The organism is Paenibacillus sp. FW101-FHT12H11, from assembly GCF_058790355.1.
The window spans coordinates 686,017-703,877 of sequence record NZ_JBYTCO010000002.1; the positions used below are offsets into that span (position 1 = coordinate 686,017).

Sequence of the window (17,861 nt, forward strand, 5' to 3'; positions counted from 1 at the left end):
CACGGATTGGCTAATCTCTTTTGAGACTTATCGCCAAATTGATCATAACAAAGCAACCTTTCAGGTATGTTTGACCAAAATCATCGTGCCATTTTTCAAATCATGCGCGTTCGCATCCAATATTTTTTCCAGCGAGAAAGAAACTTTCTGCAGGTCATCCTCCTGCTCTACCACGAATATTGGCGCACCTCCGCCAACCCGATCCTTCGTTAATGTCACAACAGCAAGAATTTGCGACATGGCGAGTCAAGCCCCCTTATTTTTGTTTACGCCGGCCTCAGACGGCATACGCACGGCGCTCTCCAGCACGGGAACCCGATGCAAAGCAACAAATGTTTTGTCAACATCCTGCTCTTGCGGCAGCAGCAGCACTCCAAGAATGCCTGTATTCATATCCAACTTGGCCATAGGCCGCAAAGAGGGCTCCCCCTCATCTCGATAAACGCCAAATAGCGTAGAAATATCGTGTAATATCGCCTGTCTTTGACCCAGATTCGCCAGAGTTACGCGAGAATTACGATTTTTAGGTTTGATCAGAAAACCTACCCCATGCTCTTGAATCTTACTTCGGCTATCCTGCAGCCCCACATTCATGATATACACGGATCCAACAAACAAATCAGGTCCATCCATCCGAATCGGAACAGCTTCAATATCCGCAATATCCCCTAGCTTTTTACCCGATTTAAAAAAGTGCGCAATCCAGATCGAGAAAATGCCGGCAAGAACTCCCCAGTACCAGGCAAACAAAATGCTGAAGAGGGACGCCAGAAATGCCGAGAAAATGACCAGATAATTTCTTCCCTCGAAAACCATGGCAATGCCCTCGATATATGCAGCACCTCTGGGAACTAACTCCAGTTCATCCACTTTCGTTAAGCTCTGTCTCTCCATATTACGCACATCACGGAACTGCTGCGCAGCTAAGGAAAGAAACGTAACCGCTGTATAGTTTTTGTCGAGCAAAGCAGGCACTGCAACAGCACCTAAACCTGCCGCGATGACGCCAAGGGAAATATGTATGATTTTTCCATGCGGATATGTCGGGTATTGTCTGTAATCTGTTCGAAGCATATTGAGCCTGGCTAAAATTCCAAAGATAACACCTACCACAATACCAATCGTATACCGGTGTGAATAAAACCAGTCCATTACTTTCTCCAGCCTCCTCTTCGCTCTATCCAGCTTCTCACCATACTTCGGCAGCCCGTGTAGACCGCTTGCAGAATAATCGTCATTGTTCGCGCAGCAAAGACAGATAACCACCATTGATCTTGAAATGTCGAATGGCCGACATGGTGGTAACCCTCTACGGGATGGATACTCGCCTGATACATATCACCAAGCAAATAACCCATCGAGAGAGCGGCGATTTGCTCCAAAGGATTGCGTTGTAAAACAACCGCTATGAAAGCGAGCAATAAGGCAATGTCCCAATCTGAATTGCGCACAATAAGGATCGGATCCATCTCCAGCAGCTGCTGCAATAAGAAATGAAGCGAACCCAGCAGAAGCCCGATAGACAGCAAATGAAGCTTATGTATGAAGCCTTGAATCACGAAAAGAATAGCAATGCTAATGGCAAAAACCAAGATATAGACGAGTTGGATATGCACATGCTTAATCGTCACGGATAGGCACGAACTTGCAATCCACAGGGCAAAAAAAAGAAGCATGCCCTTATGCGATATACTTCTGACGTACAGTTCCTTCCATCCGCTGGCAAACAAAATCAACGTGATGCAAAGGAGAATGAGAGACAAATAACCGGAGTTCATAATCTGACCACCCTACAAGGCATTGGCGAACCGATGATAGCTATCACCGCTTGCCTGCGGATCTACGGCTTCCACTCTTCTTAGTAGAGGGAAGCACATCTTGATCCTTAGTATGGCAATCTTTCGATTATTTACTCCGATTGGTTTTATCTGCGTATGAAGTTAAATCAATTCCACGGGTGCGGCACCATTCCGCCGTTTCTCCCATAATGACGACGGGGCAATGCCCCAAATCCTTAATTGTAGGGGCGCCTAGCGCCGTCATAATTAAGATAAGTCCTTGGTGAAGCTCGTCTGCAAAACGATGAAGACTGTGGGTGCCTTGCTCGCGCAGCACCTTCAGAAATACGCCCGCCATACCGACTGCTGAGGCGCCAAGAGCAAGCGCTTTGGCCGCTTCCAAAGCGTTCGTAATACCCCCTGAGGCGATGACTGCGCCTCTTGGAAAAACAGACAGAGCCTCCAAAAGCGAGATGCTTGTCGGGGTTCCCCAGTCGTTCAGCCACTCTATCGCCGCTGGACGTCTGGCATTCTCGATGGCGGCGAAATTCGTGCCGCCGGAACCGCCAACATCCAAGACGCGGACACCGATGTCTTGTAATTGCTTGGCGTTATCCTTCAAGATGCCGAAGCCGACTTCCTTGACAATGACCGGCACCTGAACGTGCCGAACAATGGCCTCAATCCGCTTCAGCATGCCTACGAAGCTGCGATCTCCTTCGGGCATGATCAACTCTTGCATAACGTTCAAATGAATTTGCAGCGCATTGGCTTCAATCATGTCAATGGCTCTAACAGCTTGGTCAACGGTGGCTTCGCTGCCCAAATTCGCAAACACGACACCCTTCGGGTTTTCGCGCCGTACGACTTGGTAGCTGGACGCTACCTCGCTGTTTTTTAGCGCTGACATTTGGGAGCCGACGGCCATCGCCATGCCTTTCTCCCTTGCCATAGTCGCTAGCTCGCGGTTGATGCTCTCTGTTTCATGAGCTCCTCCGGTCATCGCATTAATTAAAATCGGCGAACTCATAATGAGATCGCCGATTTCAGTCGTTAGTGCAATGTGATCCGTTGAAGTCTCAGGTAAACAGTTATGCACAAGCTTGATATCCGACAGCCCTTGCTGTCTGGATTGACCAAGCTCCAGCGCGTAATGGACATGCTCCATTTTGCGTGAGATGCGCATTCCTTTGGTCCCCCTAAAATTCAAGTATCACTTATTTTTTAAATTTAGCCAGTTTGTCGCCGAAACGCTCGCCAAGTGTCATGGACAAACCTTGGTTGCTAAGAGAAACGTTCTCGTTGCCAGCGATTTCTTTTTGATGGCTAGCGCTGTTACCGCGGTCACGGTCGCCTCTTGGTTGTCTTTCTCTTTCCGGTTTCGCAGCGGACGGAGCAGCTGCGCCAGCAGGAGCTTCAGGAGCTTCTTCTGTTTCTTTGATGCTTAGGCTAACGCGTTTCTCGGAAGCGTTGATTTCCAAGATTTTCACTTGAACTTCTTGGCCTTCTTTCAACACTTCATGTGGTGTTCCGATGTGGCGGTGTGCGATTTGAGAAATATGCACAAGACCTTCAACACCAGGAGCCACTTCAACGAATGCGCCAAATGCAGCAAGACGTTTCACTGTACCTGTTACGATATCGCCAGCTTTGAAATCATTCTCCACATTGGACCAAGGGCCTGCTTGTGTAGCTTTGATGCTTAGGCTGATTTTGTCGTTGGACGGGTCAAGTTTAAGGATTTGCACTTTAACTTTGTCGCCTTCTTTTACAACGTCAGAAGCTTGATCTACATGGTGCCAAGCAAGCTCGGAAATGTGTACCAAACCGTCGATGCCACCGATATCGATAAATGCACCGAATTGTGTCAAGCGTTGAACCGTTCCATCAAGAACTTGTCCTACTTGCAATCCTTCGATGATTTTCTTTTTGTTTGCTTCGAATTCTTCATCCAATACATCTTTTTGGGAAAGGATGACTTTGTTTTTCTCGCGGTCGATTTCTTTCACGCGAAGGCGCAATGTGCGGCCTTTGTAGGAGGAGAAATCTTCAACGAATTGACGCTCAACCATGGAAGCAGGTACGAAACCGCGCACGCCGATATCCACAACCAAACCGCCTTTTACAACTTCAGCAACGGAAGCTTCGATAATTTCTTTGCTTTCCAATTGGCCTTGTAGCGTTTCCCAAGCTTTTTCGCTGTCTACAACACGTTTGGAAAGAACCAATGTTTCTTTCGCATCGTTGATGGAAACAACTTTCAACTCAACTTCTTGTCCAAGCTGTACCGCTTGACCAGCATCTTCCAAGCTAACGGAAGACAGTTCGCGAACCGGAATAACACCATCGTATTTGTAACCGATATCCACGAAGGCTTGATCTGCGTCTACCTTAACGATTTTGCCTTTCACGGTAGCGCCTTTCTTCAGCACAGCAACATTGTTCATGGCATGCTCCGCTTCTGCTTGAGATACGGCTGTTTCTTGAGCTTCTTGCGTTTGATCTTGAACTTTTACTTCATCTGACATGAGATTAGCCTCCTCTAATTACAACCAACAAAAAATAATTTATAAGTCACAAAGCAGTATGTAAGCTTCTACTCTGTTTCAAACAAAACAATCATCATTCGCTTTTGAAGATAGTATAATTCCAAGCTTTCATTTCCATACATGTGGCCTATGCCTTGCTATATGTACTGTGTAAGCGGCGAATTTCTTTCATAATGGCTTCCGTCGCGAGCTCCAAATCTTCTGAGCTGGCTCCCGCGTAAGCACTCAAATCAAGCGGTTTGCCGTACACAATGGTCATGCGGCGGAATAAAGAATAAGTACCAACAATTGCCACAGGAACGACAGCAGCTCCGGATTTCAATGCAAGAGAAGCAGCGCCCTTCTTGCCCATTCCCCCAGCGTTATTACGCGAGCCTTCCGGGAAAACGCCTAACATATTGCCATCACGGAGCAATTGCACCGCGAGGCGGATCGAATCTCTGCTTACACCACCGCGTTTAACTGGAAAAGCGCCTACTTTTGAAATAACCGCGCCCAGAACAGGAATGTCGAAGAGTTCGGCTTTTGCCATAAAATGGACCATACGTTTGAGCGGTGTTCCTAATAATGGAGGATCCAATAAACTTGTATGATTGCCGCAAAGTACTACTGCACCATGTTTAGGGACATTTTCCATGCCGATGGCACGCAACCGGAAAAACAAGGTGAAAAAGCAGCGAAACAAGGCCCTGCCGATGCGATATAGCATCTTATTTGCCACCTCCGACTTTGTCTTTACAAAGCCCAAGTATCTCGTCCACAACTTCTTCGATTGTCATTGAGGTACTGTCCATCAACACAGCGTCATGAGCACGTCTGAGCGGAGAAATCTCTCGATCTTGGTCCAATTGGTCCCTACGAGCGATGTCCTGTTCAAGTTCGGAGAGCGTCAGTGTACAAGTACCGCTGCTCTGCATTTCTTTGAAGCGTCGCTCTGCGCGTTCCTTCACGCTGGCTGTCAGAAACACCTTGATTTCTGCATCCGGCATCACATGGGTACCGATATCCCGGCCATCCATAACAACGCCTTTAGAAATCGTCATTTGTTTCTGCAAATTGACCAACAGCTCGCGTACCGCGCCATAACTGGCAATTTGGGAAACATGATCTGTAATGGCAGTCGTACGGATTGCTTTCGTCACATCGACGCCATCGACAAAAACTTGTTGACCCTCTTCTCCAGGAATGAGCTCAATCTTCATACGATTGGCCAAAGCAGCCACTTCTGCCTCTTGATCAGGTAGCAGCCCTTCTTGCTGTACTTTCCATGTTACTGCCCGATACATGGCCCCTGTATCCACGTAAACGAATCCAAGTGCTCCGGCAACAAGCCGAGCAATGGTACTTTTACCGGCACCAGCAGGTCCATCAATGGCAATATTGAACTTATCCAAGCTGCTGTTCCTCCCAACGATACTCCACAATACCTTACGAACAAAAAAGCAGGCACTGCCTGCTAATTGATTCAAATTATATCACACTACCTAGGTATATGCAAAACTTGGACGCATAATAGATTGCAACCCAGCCTGCTTAAGAGCGCTCTCCCTTAGCATTTTGAGGCAGCATATAAGGCTTGCCTTCCAGAGGTTCAACCCGTGTAAAATGCTTGCGTACATAAGGAATTTGGAGCAATAACTGCACGCAAATAAGCACGATAAAACATACGAGAGTCGTTCGAATAATGACCTTTTCTACTTTCGCAGAAAAGAGAATAAACAACTGCTCATAGGACTTTGCTTCCCGATCGTTGGACAAGAGCTTCTCACCTGCTCGAATAGGCATATTGTCTGGTAGTATACCCATACGAGCCTACTCTCATGCTTGCAAGTTGAGAGAGTTTTGACTTCACAAAAGATCCCACTATTATCTTTTGCGGAAATCCATTTGGCGCTCAAAACAAAAACGAATCAGTTTCTGGCGCTCCCTGTCCAAAATTTCAACAAATCGGACCATGGCAAGCTGCTTGCCGGTTTCCAATTGCTTGACGCGCACAACTTCGCCGTTAAATGGAATATGCTCGATGTTGCCATTCTTGTAAGGAACGAGCAGCCAGCAAGAAATAATCGTGTTGATGCCAAGCGGAATTTGGCCGTCATATTCCATCGAGATGCCGCCACCGCCAACATCGTCCGTCACACCGATAAATTGAATCTGGTCAGACACTTTGACCGCAATTTCCAGTTCAGCCGGCACCCTTAGAAAACTTCGGCGTTGGACTTGCGTAATAGCTTCCGGTTCGGGCTTATGAAGTTCGACTAACCGTAACACGTCTTCCCGAAACCCGGTAACCGATGTTGTGAAGTAATGTTTCACACCGCCTTGTGCAATATAGAAGGTGTTCAACTCATCGCCATAATACAGCTTCTTGAGACGGCCTGTCTGCTCATTCATAGGAATTTCTATCAAGATTGAGTTATCCGTTACATCGGCGATTCTGGCTTTGTATTCAATCCTGGATTCTTCATCATCAATACTGTTGACTTGTATATGTAAAATTTGGTTAACCTTGGGCAGCAATCCCTGCACCTCCGAAACATAGGATGACACAATTATAACCACGACGCTCTTATTTGAATAGCAAAAAAAAGAAGATGGGCTCGAATCTGCTCGAACCCACTTCTCTTTTTCGGCTTTATGTTGTTTTATTTGCCGCAGCTTGTGCTTGATCCGGGCGAATCGTCTCGATTTTTTCCTCCATTCCCAAATCAGCATTGATAAAAACACGATATAGATTATTGTTCATTTTCCCGATAAATTCATGGCAGAGAACCTCTTCATCCAGATCATTTTTGATGATAGCGAGAGATTCCCCCGTCACTTTCATATTAGGGCTAAGCTGTTTCCGCGCTTCGGCCGCTGTAATTTTGGGTTGTCCAATATTCCTCTGGACTTGGCCATAAATATAATCCGTCGCTTGGAGTCCGATCACTTCGAGCGTGTCCAGCGCAACCTTAACGCTGATTTGCTGCGGATAAATGGTAACATCCTTCTCACGTTTAGCGAAAATAATATTCGCAATGTTTTGATATTGATCATAGCTGACTGCACTCATATCTTTATATTCATGCTGATCCAAGAACTCATTCGCAATATCGCGGGCTTGTCTAAGATCAAACTTCGACTCTTTGACATCACGTGGCTTCATGAAATAAATCAAATGTCCGCCTTTTTTCGTATAATCCATTTGCGCACTGTCGGCGCCGTTCGTTCCGCTCGGAACCACAACGCTAAAGCTCTGATTTTCAGGCGTATTCCCGCCGTTTTCTACGACTTGCATATTGGCCGTGTCGGCTTGCCCCAGGAATTGAGCTGCCTTTTGCTTAATTTGATCTGCCGTCATATCATTGCCGGACAGCATGCTTATTTTTTTCTGGGAAAGCATGCCCATACTGCCAGGGCCCCAATTCAGCTCCTCGTAGGCGCCAACTTTTTTATCAACGATGGAAAAACCGTCAATGATCGCATTATCATGCACTTCATTTTCGGAAGCCAAGGCCATTTCCACGTCCATCCAACGCAAATTGTTCGTCATTACTTTGTCCTGAACCCCGCGTATTTCCTTCGTAATCTCAGCGGAATGATCGTAAAGCGAACTTAGCGTTTTTATTTCCGTTTCCGTTAACGGCTGCTTGGTCATGTCGCGGACGGACATCCGGTAGGAATAATTTGCCATATTCGCTAAGAAGTCCTCGGTTTTGTTGAAAGGCAGCAAGGTTAGCGGAAGCTGTGTAATGTCACTTTGAGCCTGGCTGGTCAACCGCCATACATTCACAAGTCCTTTGCGGTATGATGGCTCCGCCGTCGAATTAACAGCAAGTGTGTTCCCTAGCTCCGTATGCAGCTTATCCATATGGAAGGAGAGATCATGGAACGCACGCTGATATTGGTTCTCTGCTTTAATCAAAATCGTATTTTTCTCCTGATGCTCCAAGTAGCCCCAAACCGATGCACCGATTAAGGCAACTAATAGAAATGGAAACATGACAATGCTCAATCTTTTATACACGTGAATACCCCTTTCATCCCCTAAACTTGCGCTTAGTTTTTGCGCGGATAGACAGGTTTATACAAGATTGACAACAAAAAGAGGCCTATTCGTAAAGAATGGCCTCCCGTTATTCATCCGTCTCTATTTCAAAGTCATGCTCATTGCTGCAAATACATTGCCTGAATCCCGTTTCGATTTTACCTTTTTCTCTTTTACCTTTCAGCACGAACTTTTCCCCGCATTGTCTACAACGGATCTTTACTTTCACTCGTGTTATGGACATGTACACCCTCCCGGTGCTTCCGAGCCTATGAGCCAGGAATCGCGTTCTATACAGTCCAGTATTGCCCAAATTAACTCATTTTAATCTTCTCATCTGCTGATGCGACGCGTAGTGGGGAATGCGCATTCGCCCGGTCAACCCGCCAAATCGTCCGAATCCATAGAAATGTCATAACCGGAATCATGACCCAAATCCAGTTGGATTTGAAAAAGAGCAAAATGTAATCAAACAATCCATGCCAGAAGATGGGCAGAAGAAGTGAGAACCACAGGTACTTTTGGGCCTTGTTAGGAACGAATTTGGCTTTACCCAAATAATAACCCATCATAACCCCGAACAGCGCATGCGCCGAAACCGGCAGCAATGCGCGGATCATTAGCGCGGAGAAGGATGCTGCATTTAAAAATGCGTAAATGATATTTTCTAATGTCGCGTAACCCAAGCTTACCGCAACCGCGTATACGATACCGTCATAGGGTTCATCGAATGCTTCATGTCTGAAGATCAGATGATACAGAACGAACCATTTCATGAACTCTTCAATGCCCCCGGAAAGGAGAAACGATGAAATAAATGTTCCCTCGCCAAATTCTTGAACCAAAGCATTTTGAAGCACCATAGTCGGGTATACAAGCAGCACACCAAATAGGAACATGCGGATAACTAAATGAATAGGTTCCGTTTCGTATTTATCTTTTAGATAAAAATAGGCAAGCAGTGAGAGGCCTGGGGCTACGGCTGCAAGAACAATCGGTAGTATTTGCAAATGCGGCTTCCCCCTTATGCTAGAAGTTATGAAGTACCCTCAGTACAGTCATTTTATATTCCATTATAGTCATTTTGAAATGACTTTTCTATGATTTATTCCGTAAAGAGTGCGCAATCATTATGGAAAACAAGAGGGATATTCCCTATTGTGCCATTTCGGTTCTTCGTTAATGCCAGCGATATCGCCTGTTGGCCCTCCACATCCGATGCTACAGGCTGCATGATCATCACGACATCGGCGGAAGCCTGCACCCGGTCTGGAACGTTATCTTGACCTAACTCCAGTGCGGTAGCTGCGATAATCGGGCAATCCCATTCGCGGGACCATTGCTTAAGCGTAAACGCGATAGCCGCTTGTTGCTGCTGCCAAGTTAATGCCGCCGCGGCTTCGCCCATCGGAATTCGTTGCAAATGATCAATGAAAATGACGGGTTCTTTGCCCACGATCACGGCGATTCGCTCAATATTTGCAGCTACTTGATCCAGCGTTGTACTCATCGTACACTCAAGCATCCAAAGCATTTTACTAATCTTGCCGTACTGCTTATTCGCCTCAGCCACTTGTTCGGGATCAATTTTTCCCCCAAGCACTTTCTGCGGCGCTACACCGATAATCCGCGCAATGCTGCGGGACCACAATTCGAAATTCGTCATGTCCCAGGAAACAAATATGACCGGCGTTTCTTCAAGTGCGATATGATCAGCCATTTGTTTCAGCAGCATGCTTTTGCCTATTGATCCTGACCCTGCAAGAAGGTACAAACCGTTGCCAAATCCGCCGAATAGGAGCGTGTCCAGCTTATCAAAGCCCGTTCGAATCGAGGCGACTTGCCCGCGGAATCTTTTCATATATTCTTCCAAATAAACCGTACTATTCTTAATATCCGGCGCTACAGGAGCCAACATAGCCTCCTCAACAGATTGATTCACGAGCCCCAGGAGAGCTTCAACCGGGTTCTGCGCTCTGACGAAAAGATCATTGATGTCGCGAATAGTCTCAGGTAAGGAGATAATGTAAGTTTCGTTTCCCTGCTCTCTCAGAACAGATTCAATCCTTGTAGACTCTCTCCGTCCGTACTCATCGTTCCCCATGCAAATATAGACGCGTTTTCCCGTAAAAAGGGAGAGATGATGTTCTTTGAATATCCCATAATCCGGCACACAAACAGCCGGGACTTTGGCCTGCGTAAGAGAAAGCACATCGAAAATGCCGCTGCACAAAATAACTTCATCGGAATCTTCCAAGGCGGAGTAATTAAAAAGGTATTGATCAACTCCGTACAGAGCCTTGTATTTCGGTTCCTTATTGTCAATCGAGCGTCCGATTAAGTCGACAATCTCACCGTCGTAATTACGGATTGGCAGGATCACTCGATGCTCAAAATAATCGCCTAGCTGATTCTGATCGACGTAGAACCCAATTTTTCCGATTTCAAAACCGATCCGGAATAATTGAGCGGTCTCCTCGGTGATGCCTCTTTTTTGCAAGTACAAATAGGCTTCTTCTCTCATCTGTTTCTGGTAATAGCTTAGTAAACTGTCCAAATCAACCGCTGCCAATGTTGGCGCCAGGCGTTTATGCTCTAAGTTCGTCATGATTTTCTCCCCCATCGTCTCTTTACAAGGATGCAAAACCACTTTCTATCCAATTAAAAAAAGCATCAACAAAAACGGTTGTTTTTGAAGATGCTTGTTTCATTCAACAACAAAAGAAAAAGAGGAAGGCCTTTATTTAAAGTGCTGACAGAGCACCTTCACGGCGTCATCGGCAATAATCGTCTTCCCATACTCTTCAAGCACCGCTTGTGTTACGGAAGCAGCTTCCCCGAATTCGGACAGGACCGCGATTAACGCTTGGTACTTCGTATCTTCAAGGTCAACAGGTTCTAGTTGTAAAATATATTTCCCTTTGTAGGAATAAAGGGTACCGCCTTCAATAAGAAGCGGATTGATTACTTTGGAGACACGCAGCAGATCTTCAAAATCACGGAACGCATAGGAGACTAAATCGCTTTGTTCAAGCGTTACTTCCATCTCATACACTTCTTCAGCTTCATGATCATCATACGAATCTGAATTCGCATACAAATCAAGCTTGCCTCTTGTTACAATGACAACCATTCCCTGGGCTGGCAGTGCAAACACCTCAACAGCTAGAGGTCCGGACGGGTCAAATCCGAGCTCTGAATAGGCTTGATCCATCATTTCACTGAATAGTTCGTGTACTTTGGGGATTTCTCTCCACATGTCGTCCTTTTGAATTCCGCGTTCAGTTAAGTCATCGAATGTTAGGAAAATCCGTATCTTATCCTGACTTAAGCGTTCTATTTTCATGATAGGATCCTCCTTTGAGCCTTCCGATTGGAAAGCTTGCATCGAAAGCATGGTCATCTTATTAAAACAGAATATGATAAAAAAATAAAAATGTGAACCTTGGAGTAAGATTTGGACAAGTATTCTTTTATCGTTTTCACCTACCATGTTAACACTATTTGATTCCAATTGCACGCGCAAGTTATGTATAAAAGAAAAAGCACAGCCGGCCCCGTGGGTTAGCCTGACTGTGCCTGCTGCGAGAATTTATTGAATTGTCGACGTATTTTCTTTGTTGGCTTGCAAAATTTCGTTAACCGTTACACTCAAATGCGGATCTTCTTTCACGATTTTTTCCACCTGGCTGAGCCCTCCGCTTGAGTTTGCGCTTGAGTTAGCACTCGAATTGGTGCTTGTACTTGAGAAATTCCGGACCGGTGAATCGCCAAATGATTTGCTCGCAAAGGTATCTTTCGCCTTATCCACTACCTTGCCCATCGATTCACTGGATGAGCTGAACGCGGAGAACAACATGGATTTACTTTTGCGATTCAGATATACGACCGCCGCTGCTCCGGCAATGCCACCTAACAAGAAAGTACCTATTTTCATTGGGTCTCCCTCCATGTTAATTTAGTATGAATCCTTCATAGGTTGCGCGAGTTGAAGATTGGGCATACGTCCAAACAAGAGGAAAACAAAGGAGATATGTTCTGGAAGAAATGTGGTACTATAAGGAGAGATATAAGAAGTTAATTTGCCTGAGGAGAACGAGAAATGACTAACAAAACCAGTGTCCTGTTGATCAGCATGATGATATTCCTAACGGCCTGCAGTGAAAGCCAACCGGCCAAGAGCCCGGTTTCCACAGCCAGTGCGACACCAACAATGGCAGCCACGACTGCTGCTAGCCCTACTCCCACGGCGGCACCTACCCAAACACCGGCTCCCACACCTACGCCGGAGCCAACGAAAGCAGTCCCGCAAGAAGTGAAGAAGGACTATCATATGAACAAAAATTATGATATCGTCCCCAATGACCCTAACGGAAACAAGAAAATTATTCTCCTGACTTTTGATGATGGACCCAAAGAACAAGAGATGAATCAATCGTTAATCAATATTCTCAAAAAACATAACGCGAAGGCGATTTTCTTTTTTAACGGCTACCGGATTAAGCAAAAACCCGAACTCGTTAAGCTCGTCCATGAGAGCGGCAATGTCATCGGCAACCATGCCTGGGACCATGACAATATGAAAGACATGCCGAATGCCAAAATTGATCAGCAAGTGGACGATGTTCAAAAAGCGATTACAGACTTGACGGGGCAAGCTCCGCAATTTTTCCGTCCGCCATTCGGTTCGGGCAATGACTATTTGAAAGCCAAAATCAAAGCCAATCATATGCTCTATATGACTTGGTCAAACGGTTCATTGGATTGGGAAATGACCAATCAAAAAAACGATCCGAACAAGGTCATTGAGAATGTCATGAAGCAGCTGCATGGCGGCAGCAACATTCTGATGCATGAATTGCCTTGGACGGTCAAAGCCCTGGACACTCTCCTGACGCAGTTAGAGGAGAAAGGGTATACGTTCGTCGATCCCAATGCCATTGAGCTCGAAATGCGATAAAAAAAGAAGCTTTGCAGCCCTCTTTCCTAACACAAAGGGCTTGCAAAGCTTTTTCTGTTAATAGCTGATATTGACCGTTTTCGAGCTTTCCACATAGGTGACTTTCGCTCCAAGCGCTTCAGACAATAGCCGAACCGGGATCATCGTTGTTTCATTCACCAACTTGGCCGCGGCCCCGGTTTGATGCTCCACCCCGTTCAAGCTATACACATCACGGTTCGTATAGAACATGATCGTTTTGTCTTTTTTCTTATAAACCGCAGCCTTAAGCTTATCATCCCACTCGACCGTTGCACCAAGTGCCGCGGCAAGATCTCGAATATATAGAAACGAAGTACCCTCTTGAATATAAGGCTTCTGTTTCATCGTATATGGAATGAGGTCCAGAACATATTTATCGCCGGACAAGGCGAAGGAAACGGTATGATTTCGATTAAGCCCGAAATTGCCCATTTGCAGGACATAAGAAGCCGGATCACTATGCAGTTTTAGCACACCTAATCCTTCGCGCGGCTCTGTGCGGAATGTCCATTCCTTGTCGTAAGACTTTGTGCTGCCATCCTTCATTGTTGCTGTCAGTTTAACTTTCGCTTCATAGGTCGTATCCAACGTTAGCAGCTTAGAAGGCATCAAGATAACCTCTGTACTCAAATGATCGTCTGTGCCTGGTTCGTTCTTCAAGAGGCTGACAGCACGGCCGTTTTCATCCTTTAGTTCCGCCTCGTCCAAACTCACACTCTTCACGTCCGGCCCATTGATTGAGGCCATGATCGGATAGCCGACCGGATAGGTCTCTTCAGCATGAATACGAATCGGATCTGGCGTTTCATGTCCATCAAAGACGGTTGGCACATAAACGTCGTTGCTTCCTGGCGAAACAACGAGTTCAGGTGCTGCTCCATCTGAAAATCCAAATTCAATTACATGATAGGCCCCTACTCGATAAACACCAATTTCGGTGAGACCAGGCACCATGAATGGCGTTCGGTGATAAGGCGCATCAAACAAACTATCAATAGCTTCAACGAGCGAAACCTGATTGTAAGCAACATCTTCGCTGCTCGCGCGTGCGTATCCGATAAATTGCGAGCGTTCTCTTAAGGACTTTCCGATATAGCCTGGCAGCGCCGGATCCTCATCATGCAGGGAAACTGCCGTTTTGATCGGATCGATTTTGTTTTGCGACAAATATTGCGCATGCTTCTGAGCCGCTAGATTCAGGGCATCACTGAATTTTACTTGGGGCAAGCCCATTTTGATCCGATAATCATTAATCGCTTGCAAGCCATCTTGCTGCTCCTGGCTTGTCTCCGAAGATAGCGTGGCAGCTCCTTGTACCACGGTAAAACTCCAATTCATTTGAACAGGCTCATAACCGTCAAATTTAAAAGACAAACGGGCTGAATACGTGCCAGGTGCCAAATCTTCCTTTGGTTGATATACATATTTAACAGAAACAGGATTGTAAGTAGCTTGCACTTCCTGATCATTGAGATAAAAATGATAGCTGTCTGGTGTTTTCCCTTCACTTAACTCTAAATCAACCCCGATATCCGGTCTCAATAAGCCTACATTTCCCTGCGGATAAGCCAAATACCCATAGGAAAACGCGTAAGACGGCTTTGAGGGCCAAATGAAACTGGATAATAAAACAAAAAGCGCAGCTATTATTTTGACAGAAGCAGTCCATTTTCTTCTCGCTTGAATCGCATTCATTGCAACTAAATCCTCCCATGACAAAATGAGCCCATAAAAAAAGAAGCTATGAATCTATCATAGCTTCTCTATTTGCTTAACACAAACTTAACTCAACTGGCAGATTTTACGAATAGTTCCTAATCCCCCAAATCGTTAAACTGATGACAAGAATTACAAATAACCACAGCAATGTAACATAAAAAATTTGGGTCCATTTTCCCCGTTCAGAGGGATGCACTGCTTTCCGCGGCGGTAAATAGGTGTCATCTTCCTCCATTTCAATCGTCCTTCGTTGAGAACGAGAAGGCATTTTTCCCTCTGCATTCATGTGCTCTGTTCTTCCTCCTCCTTACCAAAACGAAGTATGCATCCCATGACAAAGTCAATGATAAAGTGGGCAATGATTGGCGTCCAGAGGCTCCCGGTTTGTAAGTAAATCCAGCCGAGGCCGTAGCTTATACTAAACACCATCCCTGTCATGAGCCAATGCTGCAAATAACGGATATGGATCGCCGCGAACAATATACTGGTCCAATAAGGTCCCCAGGCATGCTGAATGGCTCCGCGAAAAAGCACTTCTTCGCAAATCGCAACAATAAATGAAATGAGCGCGATATGCCAGATCGGACGCCGTCCGAAAATCATCTCATTGATTCCGCCGTCATCAGACACTTCTTTGGGCACCCACCTTGAGATTAACATATCAATCCCAAGAACGGCTATTGCAAATAAAGTCCCCCAAATCGGAATTTTCCAACCGCCCTGAATCGTGAACATGGAAATAAAGTTATGATTGCTCTGAAATAAAATGATAATAATTCCGATAATAAGCGTAAGCACTTGGGTTATGTACAGATTGAGCAGTAAAGTTCGGTCATTGAGATCATTCACATCGACTTTTCCGAAGCGGATATTCTTAAAATCGAATTTTTTCATAGATGCAGCCTCTTTCCTCACATATTCCCTTTTATACCTATTTCACCTATACTAAGTTAAAAGAAAAAGAGAGAATAAGGAGCTTGATTATGGATAAGCGTCTTACCCGCACTGATTATTTATTTGCCCTCATGTTTATCTTTATGCTTGTTTGTATCCTTGGCGCCTTCTTCTACGGATTGAAAATCGGGCAGGAAAAATCGGATCAGAAATACGAGAAAATATTGCACGCTGACAAAGCGGTTGCTCAGGAATATGGAGCCTACGACCAACAAGTTCTCGTTTCTTATTACCATACCATCTTTTTGCCCTTTAGGGAATTTCAGAATAAATGGTTTGAATTAATGAGTCAAATCGAAGCCGGCAATTCAACCGTCGATGCCTCGGCCGTTCTCAAAGAATTGAGCAAGCTGGCTGACGAGAAATATACCGCCCTCCAAAGCAAAAATATGCCGGCTACCTCGCCGCTGCTCGTCCAATCCCATCAAGGATATCTCAAAAGCTTGAAGCTCTTTGCGGATACGTTGAAAGGGTATCAAAGCAAAGCCAATGGGCTAAGCGGACCTCAGCTGCTTGATGCTATTCAAAAAGATGCTTATTTCGTAGAAGCCAAAACACAAGCGCTAACGTCTCAGAAAAATTACTTTGATTCTATTGTTGCTTGGAATGGCACAATCGATCCTGATATTGAAAACTTCGACCCTAACAATAATGCGAACTTGGATCAATGGCGTGCAATGAACTTAAATGTCAAAAATCTGTACATCACAGCAAAATTGCTGAAAAACAAATCGTTTGCTCCTTTTTACCCACAGGATTTGACGATTCGCATTGATGAATTTATCGCCTCCGGAGAAGCCAAGAAACTGAACGTGAATGATGTCAATCAAACGATGGACCTTCTGCTTAGTACGAATGCCGTTCGCTCCGGCGATTTTGTGAAAGGCAAAACCAAATGGTATGCGAACGAACCGCTGCCACAACTCCCTTTCTTCTCGGATGTCACTTAAACGAATACATAACATGAGCAAAAAGGAGTTAAGCGCCCTCAAGGTGCTTAACTCCTTTTGGTGCCAATAATGTGGCTCAGTCGTATTGAAATCCTCGAAGCATCCCAACTGCTGCCATTCCACCGTCAACATTAATAACGCGCTCTATGCCGTTCTCTTGCAAATACTCAGCAACCCGATAACTGCGCACGCCATGTGCACATACGAGATAAATGTCCTGATCTTCCGGCAGTTCTCCTAAACGATGGGGGATTTGTCCCATTGGGATCAGCTTGGCTTCATCCAGATGATAATAATCCCATTCATGGGGTTCCCTCACATCGATAATGATGCTATCCTTCAATGTCTGTTGAACCAATGCTTCAACAAACTTCTGTGGGTGAATACTGGCAATCTCCACTATAGCACTTCCTTTCTTACCTGCTGCAATGCAATACCTATTTATCCAGTACAATAGCGAAAATCGTAGTAAAATTCAAGCAAAAATACCATTGCTTTCTGAGGATCCTTGCTTTAAAATAAACAAAAATGCTTTCGCATCGCTGTCAAATATGGCTTTCATGTGAATTTGATGAAAATGATTCGACATGTATTGACACGATTTCAACAGCATGGTAATCTAATGAAAATTCTATCACAGTAAAGCGTTGACGGAGCCAAGCAAGTAAAGTAGTTTTCAGAGAGCCGATGGTTGGTGCGAATCGGTAGCGAACATTTTGCGGAGCACTCCAGAGTTATTGCATTGAACGAAAGTAGATGCAATCGGAACAGGAACACGTTACAGTTCCAGGTCGAAAGACCGATTGAGGCTTCTCATGCGAATGGGCAGCGAACTAGGGTGGTACCACGAAAGCAATCTCTCGTCCCTTTGGATATAGACATCCGTGTCTGTTCCGGAGG

Annotated in this window: 20 protein-coding genes and 1 other annotated feature; of the genes, 2 read left to right on the top strand and 18 right to left on the bottom strand. The window is 45.4% G+C overall.

What is annotated here, in order from left to right; all coding sequences use genetic code 11:
* Positions 1–60: 60 nt before the first annotated feature.
* From AC3WTJ_RS08780 to AC3WTJ_RS08850, 15 genes are all read right to left on the bottom strand, one after another.
* Positions 61–240, bottom strand: coding sequence for a capping complex subunit for YIEGIA (locus AC3WTJ_RS08780; RefSeq protein WP_127451228.1), 180 nt, complete (start codon positions 238–240; stop codon positions 61–63).
* Positions 241–246: 6 nt separating this feature from the next.
* The gene (locus tag AC3WTJ_RS08785; protein WP_492521478.1) at positions 247–1,152 is read right to left on the bottom strand and encodes a YIEGIA family protein; all 906 of its coding nucleotides are present in this window, start codon (positions 1,150–1,152) and stop codon (positions 247–249) included.
* Positions 1,152–1,778: a YphA family membrane protein gene (locus AC3WTJ_RS08790; protein ID WP_492521479.1), complete on the bottom strand. Its 627-nt coding sequence runs from the start codon at positions 1,776–1,778 to the stop codon at positions 1,152–1,154. The genes AC3WTJ_RS08785 and AC3WTJ_RS08790 overlap by 1 nt, the downstream gene beginning before the upstream one ends.
* A gap of 127 nt (positions 1,779–1,905) precedes the next feature.
* On the bottom strand, positions 1,906–2,964 hold the full coding sequence (gene fni / locus AC3WTJ_RS08795) for a type 2 isopentenyl-diphosphate Delta-isomerase (protein WP_492521480.1): 1,059 nt from the start codon (positions 2,962–2,964) through the stop codon (positions 1,906–1,908).
* A gap of 31 nt (positions 2,965–2,995) precedes the next feature.
* The gene (gene rpsA, locus AC3WTJ_RS08800; RefSeq protein ID WP_127451220.1) at positions 2,996–4,306 is read right to left on the bottom strand and encodes a 30S ribosomal protein S1; all 1,311 of its coding nucleotides are present in this window, start codon (positions 4,304–4,306) and stop codon (positions 2,996–2,998) included.
* Between the two features lie 148 nt (positions 4,307–4,454).
* Complete coding sequence (locus tag AC3WTJ_RS08805; protein WP_127451218.1) at positions 4,455–5,036, bottom strand: lysophospholipid acyltransferase family protein; 582 nt, start codon at positions 5,034–5,036, stop codon at positions 4,455–4,457.
* A gap of 1 nt (position 5,037) precedes the next feature.
* Positions 5,038–5,721, bottom strand: a complete 684-nt coding sequence (gene cmk, locus AC3WTJ_RS08810; RefSeq protein ID WP_492521481.1) for a (d)CMP kinase — start codon at positions 5,719–5,721, stop codon at positions 5,038–5,040.
* 139 nt (positions 5,722–5,860) lie between these two features.
* Positions 5,861–6,133 (bottom strand): hypothetical protein, encoded by a 273-nt coding sequence (locus AC3WTJ_RS08815; protein ID WP_246068972.1) that lies wholly within the window; start codon positions 6,131–6,133, stop codon positions 5,861–5,863.
* A gap of 60 nt (positions 6,134–6,193) precedes the next feature.
* Positions 6,194–6,847 (bottom strand): flagellar brake protein, encoded by a 654-nt coding sequence (locus AC3WTJ_RS08820; protein WP_407872143.1) that lies wholly within the window; start codon positions 6,845–6,847, stop codon positions 6,194–6,196.
* 115 nt (positions 6,848–6,962) lie between these two features.
* Entirely contained in the window at positions 6,963–8,336 is a 1,374-nt protein-coding gene (ypeB, locus tag AC3WTJ_RS08825) for a germination protein YpeB (protein WP_181646561.1), read from the bottom strand.
* 109 nt (positions 8,337–8,445) lie between these two features.
* Complete coding sequence (locus AC3WTJ_RS08830; RefSeq protein WP_164819461.1) at positions 8,446–8,601, bottom strand: hypothetical protein; 156 nt, start codon at positions 8,599–8,601, stop codon at positions 8,446–8,448.
* A gap of 70 nt (positions 8,602–8,671) precedes the next feature.
* Positions 8,672–9,367 (bottom strand): glutamic-type intramembrane protease PrsW, encoded by a 696-nt coding sequence (gene prsW, locus AC3WTJ_RS08835; RefSeq protein WP_127451210.1) that lies wholly within the window; start codon positions 9,365–9,367, stop codon positions 8,672–8,674.
* 95 nt (positions 9,368–9,462) lie between these two features.
* Positions 9,463–10,965, bottom strand: a complete 1,503-nt coding sequence (locus AC3WTJ_RS08840; RefSeq protein ID WP_492521482.1) for a DnaB-like helicase C-terminal domain-containing protein — start codon at positions 10,963–10,965, stop codon at positions 9,463–9,465.
* A 132-nt stretch (positions 10,966–11,097) separates the two neighbouring features.
* Positions 11,098–11,703 carry a genetic competence negative regulator gene (locus AC3WTJ_RS08845; protein WP_127451207.1) on the bottom strand — a complete coding sequence of 202 codons (606 nt, stop codon included), beginning with the start codon at positions 11,701–11,703 and terminating at the stop codon, positions 11,098–11,100.
* Positions 11,704–11,949: 246 nt separating this feature from the next.
* Entirely contained in the window at positions 11,950–12,294 is a 345-nt protein-coding gene (locus AC3WTJ_RS08850; protein WP_127451205.1) for a hypothetical protein, read from the bottom strand.
* 165 nt (positions 12,295–12,459) lie between these two features.
* Between AC3WTJ_RS08850 and AC3WTJ_RS08855 the strand changes: the two genes are divergently transcribed.
* Positions 12,460–13,317 (top strand): polysaccharide deacetylase family protein, encoded by an 858-nt coding sequence (locus AC3WTJ_RS08855; protein WP_492521483.1) that lies wholly within the window; start codon positions 12,460–12,462, stop codon positions 13,315–13,317.
* 57 nt (positions 13,318–13,374) lie between these two features.
* Here AC3WTJ_RS08855 and AC3WTJ_RS08860 read toward each other — a convergent pair whose 3' ends face one another.
* Both AC3WTJ_RS08860 and AC3WTJ_RS08865 read right to left on the bottom strand, forming a co-directional pair.
* The gene (locus AC3WTJ_RS08860; RefSeq protein ID WP_492521484.1) at positions 13,375–15,033 is read right to left on the bottom strand and encodes a stalk domain-containing protein; all 1,659 of its coding nucleotides are present in this window, start codon (positions 15,031–15,033) and stop codon (positions 13,375–13,377) included.
* A gap of 306 nt (positions 15,034–15,339) precedes the next feature.
* On the bottom strand, positions 15,340–15,951 hold the full coding sequence (locus AC3WTJ_RS08865) for a CPBP family intramembrane glutamic endopeptidase (RefSeq protein ID WP_492521485.1): 612 nt from the start codon (positions 15,949–15,951) through the stop codon (positions 15,340–15,342).
* 89 nt (positions 15,952–16,040) lie between these two features.
* Between AC3WTJ_RS08865 and AC3WTJ_RS08870 the strand changes: the two genes are divergently transcribed.
* On the top strand, positions 16,041–16,961 hold the full coding sequence (locus AC3WTJ_RS08870; RefSeq protein ID WP_492521486.1) for a hypothetical protein: 921 nt from the start codon (positions 16,041–16,043) through the stop codon (positions 16,959–16,961).
* A gap of 76 nt (positions 16,962–17,037) precedes the next feature.
* On the opposite strand, the gene AC3WTJ_RS08875 is transcribed toward AC3WTJ_RS08870, so the two are convergent.
* The gene (locus AC3WTJ_RS08875) at positions 17,038–17,361 is read right to left on the bottom strand and encodes a rhodanese-like domain-containing protein (protein WP_492521487.1); all 324 of its coding nucleotides are present in this window, start codon (positions 17,359–17,361) and stop codon (positions 17,038–17,040) included.
* A gap of 238 nt (positions 17,362–17,599) precedes the next feature.
* Positions 17,600–17,832 (top strand) — a binding site (T-box leader).
* Positions 17,833–17,861: the final 29 nt, after the last annotated feature.

What these genes read in the sequence shown, in the direction of transcription:
- AC3WTJ_RS08860 (WP_492521484.1), bottom strand. Translation starts at nt 15,033, where the DNA reads ATGAATGCGATTCAAGCGAGAAGAAAATGGACTGCTTCTGTCAAAATA.
- AC3WTJ_RS08790 (WP_492521479.1), bottom strand. Translation starts at nt 1,778, where the DNA reads ATGAACTCCGGTTATTTGTCTCTCATTCTCCTTTGCATCACGTTGATT.
- AC3WTJ_RS08805 (WP_127451218.1), bottom strand. Translation starts at nt 5,036, where the DNA reads ATGCTATATCGCATCGGCAGGGCCTTGTTTCGCTGCTTTTTCACCTTG.
- AC3WTJ_RS08815 (WP_246068972.1), bottom strand. Translation starts at nt 6,133, where the DNA reads ATGGGTATACTACCAGACAATATGCCTATTCGAGCAGGTGAGAAGCTC.
- rpsA (WP_127451220.1), bottom strand. Translation starts at nt 4,306, where the DNA reads ATGTCAGATGAAGTAAAAGTTCAAGATCAAACGCAAGAAGCTCAAGAA.
- AC3WTJ_RS08840 (WP_492521482.1), bottom strand. Translation starts at nt 10,965, where the DNA reads ATGACGAACTTAGAGCATAAACGCCTGGCGCCAACATTGGCAGCGGTT.
- fni (WP_492521480.1), bottom strand. Translation starts at nt 2,964, where the DNA reads ATGCGCATCTCACGCAAAATGGAGCATGTCCATTACGCGCTGGAGCTT.
- AC3WTJ_RS08785 (WP_492521478.1), bottom strand. Translation starts at nt 1,152, where the DNA reads ATGGACTGGTTTTATTCACACCGGTATACGATTGGTATTGTGGTAGGT.
- AC3WTJ_RS08830 (WP_164819461.1), bottom strand. Translation starts at nt 8,601, where the DNA reads ATGTCCATAACACGAGTGAAAGTAAAGATCCGTTGTAGACAATGCGGG.
- AC3WTJ_RS08870 (WP_492521486.1), top strand. Translation starts at nt 16,041, where the DNA reads ATGGATAAGCGTCTTACCCGCACTGATTATTTATTTGCCCTCATGTTT.
- AC3WTJ_RS08855 (WP_492521483.1), top strand. Translation starts at nt 12,460, where the DNA reads ATGACTAACAAAACCAGTGTCCTGTTGATCAGCATGATGATATTCCTA.
- AC3WTJ_RS08865 (WP_492521485.1), bottom strand. Translation starts at nt 15,951, where the DNA reads ATGAAAAAATTCGATTTTAAGAATATCCGCTTCGGAAAAGTCGATGTG.
- AC3WTJ_RS08780 (WP_127451228.1), bottom strand. Translation starts at nt 240, where the DNA reads ATGTCGCAAATTCTTGCTGTTGTGACATTAACGAAGGATCGGGTTGGC.
- AC3WTJ_RS08845 (WP_127451207.1), bottom strand. Translation starts at nt 11,703, where the DNA reads ATGAAAATAGAACGCTTAAGTCAGGATAAGATACGGATTTTCCTAACA.
- AC3WTJ_RS08850 (WP_127451205.1), bottom strand. Translation starts at nt 12,294, where the DNA reads ATGAAAATAGGTACTTTCTTGTTAGGTGGCATTGCCGGAGCAGCGGCG.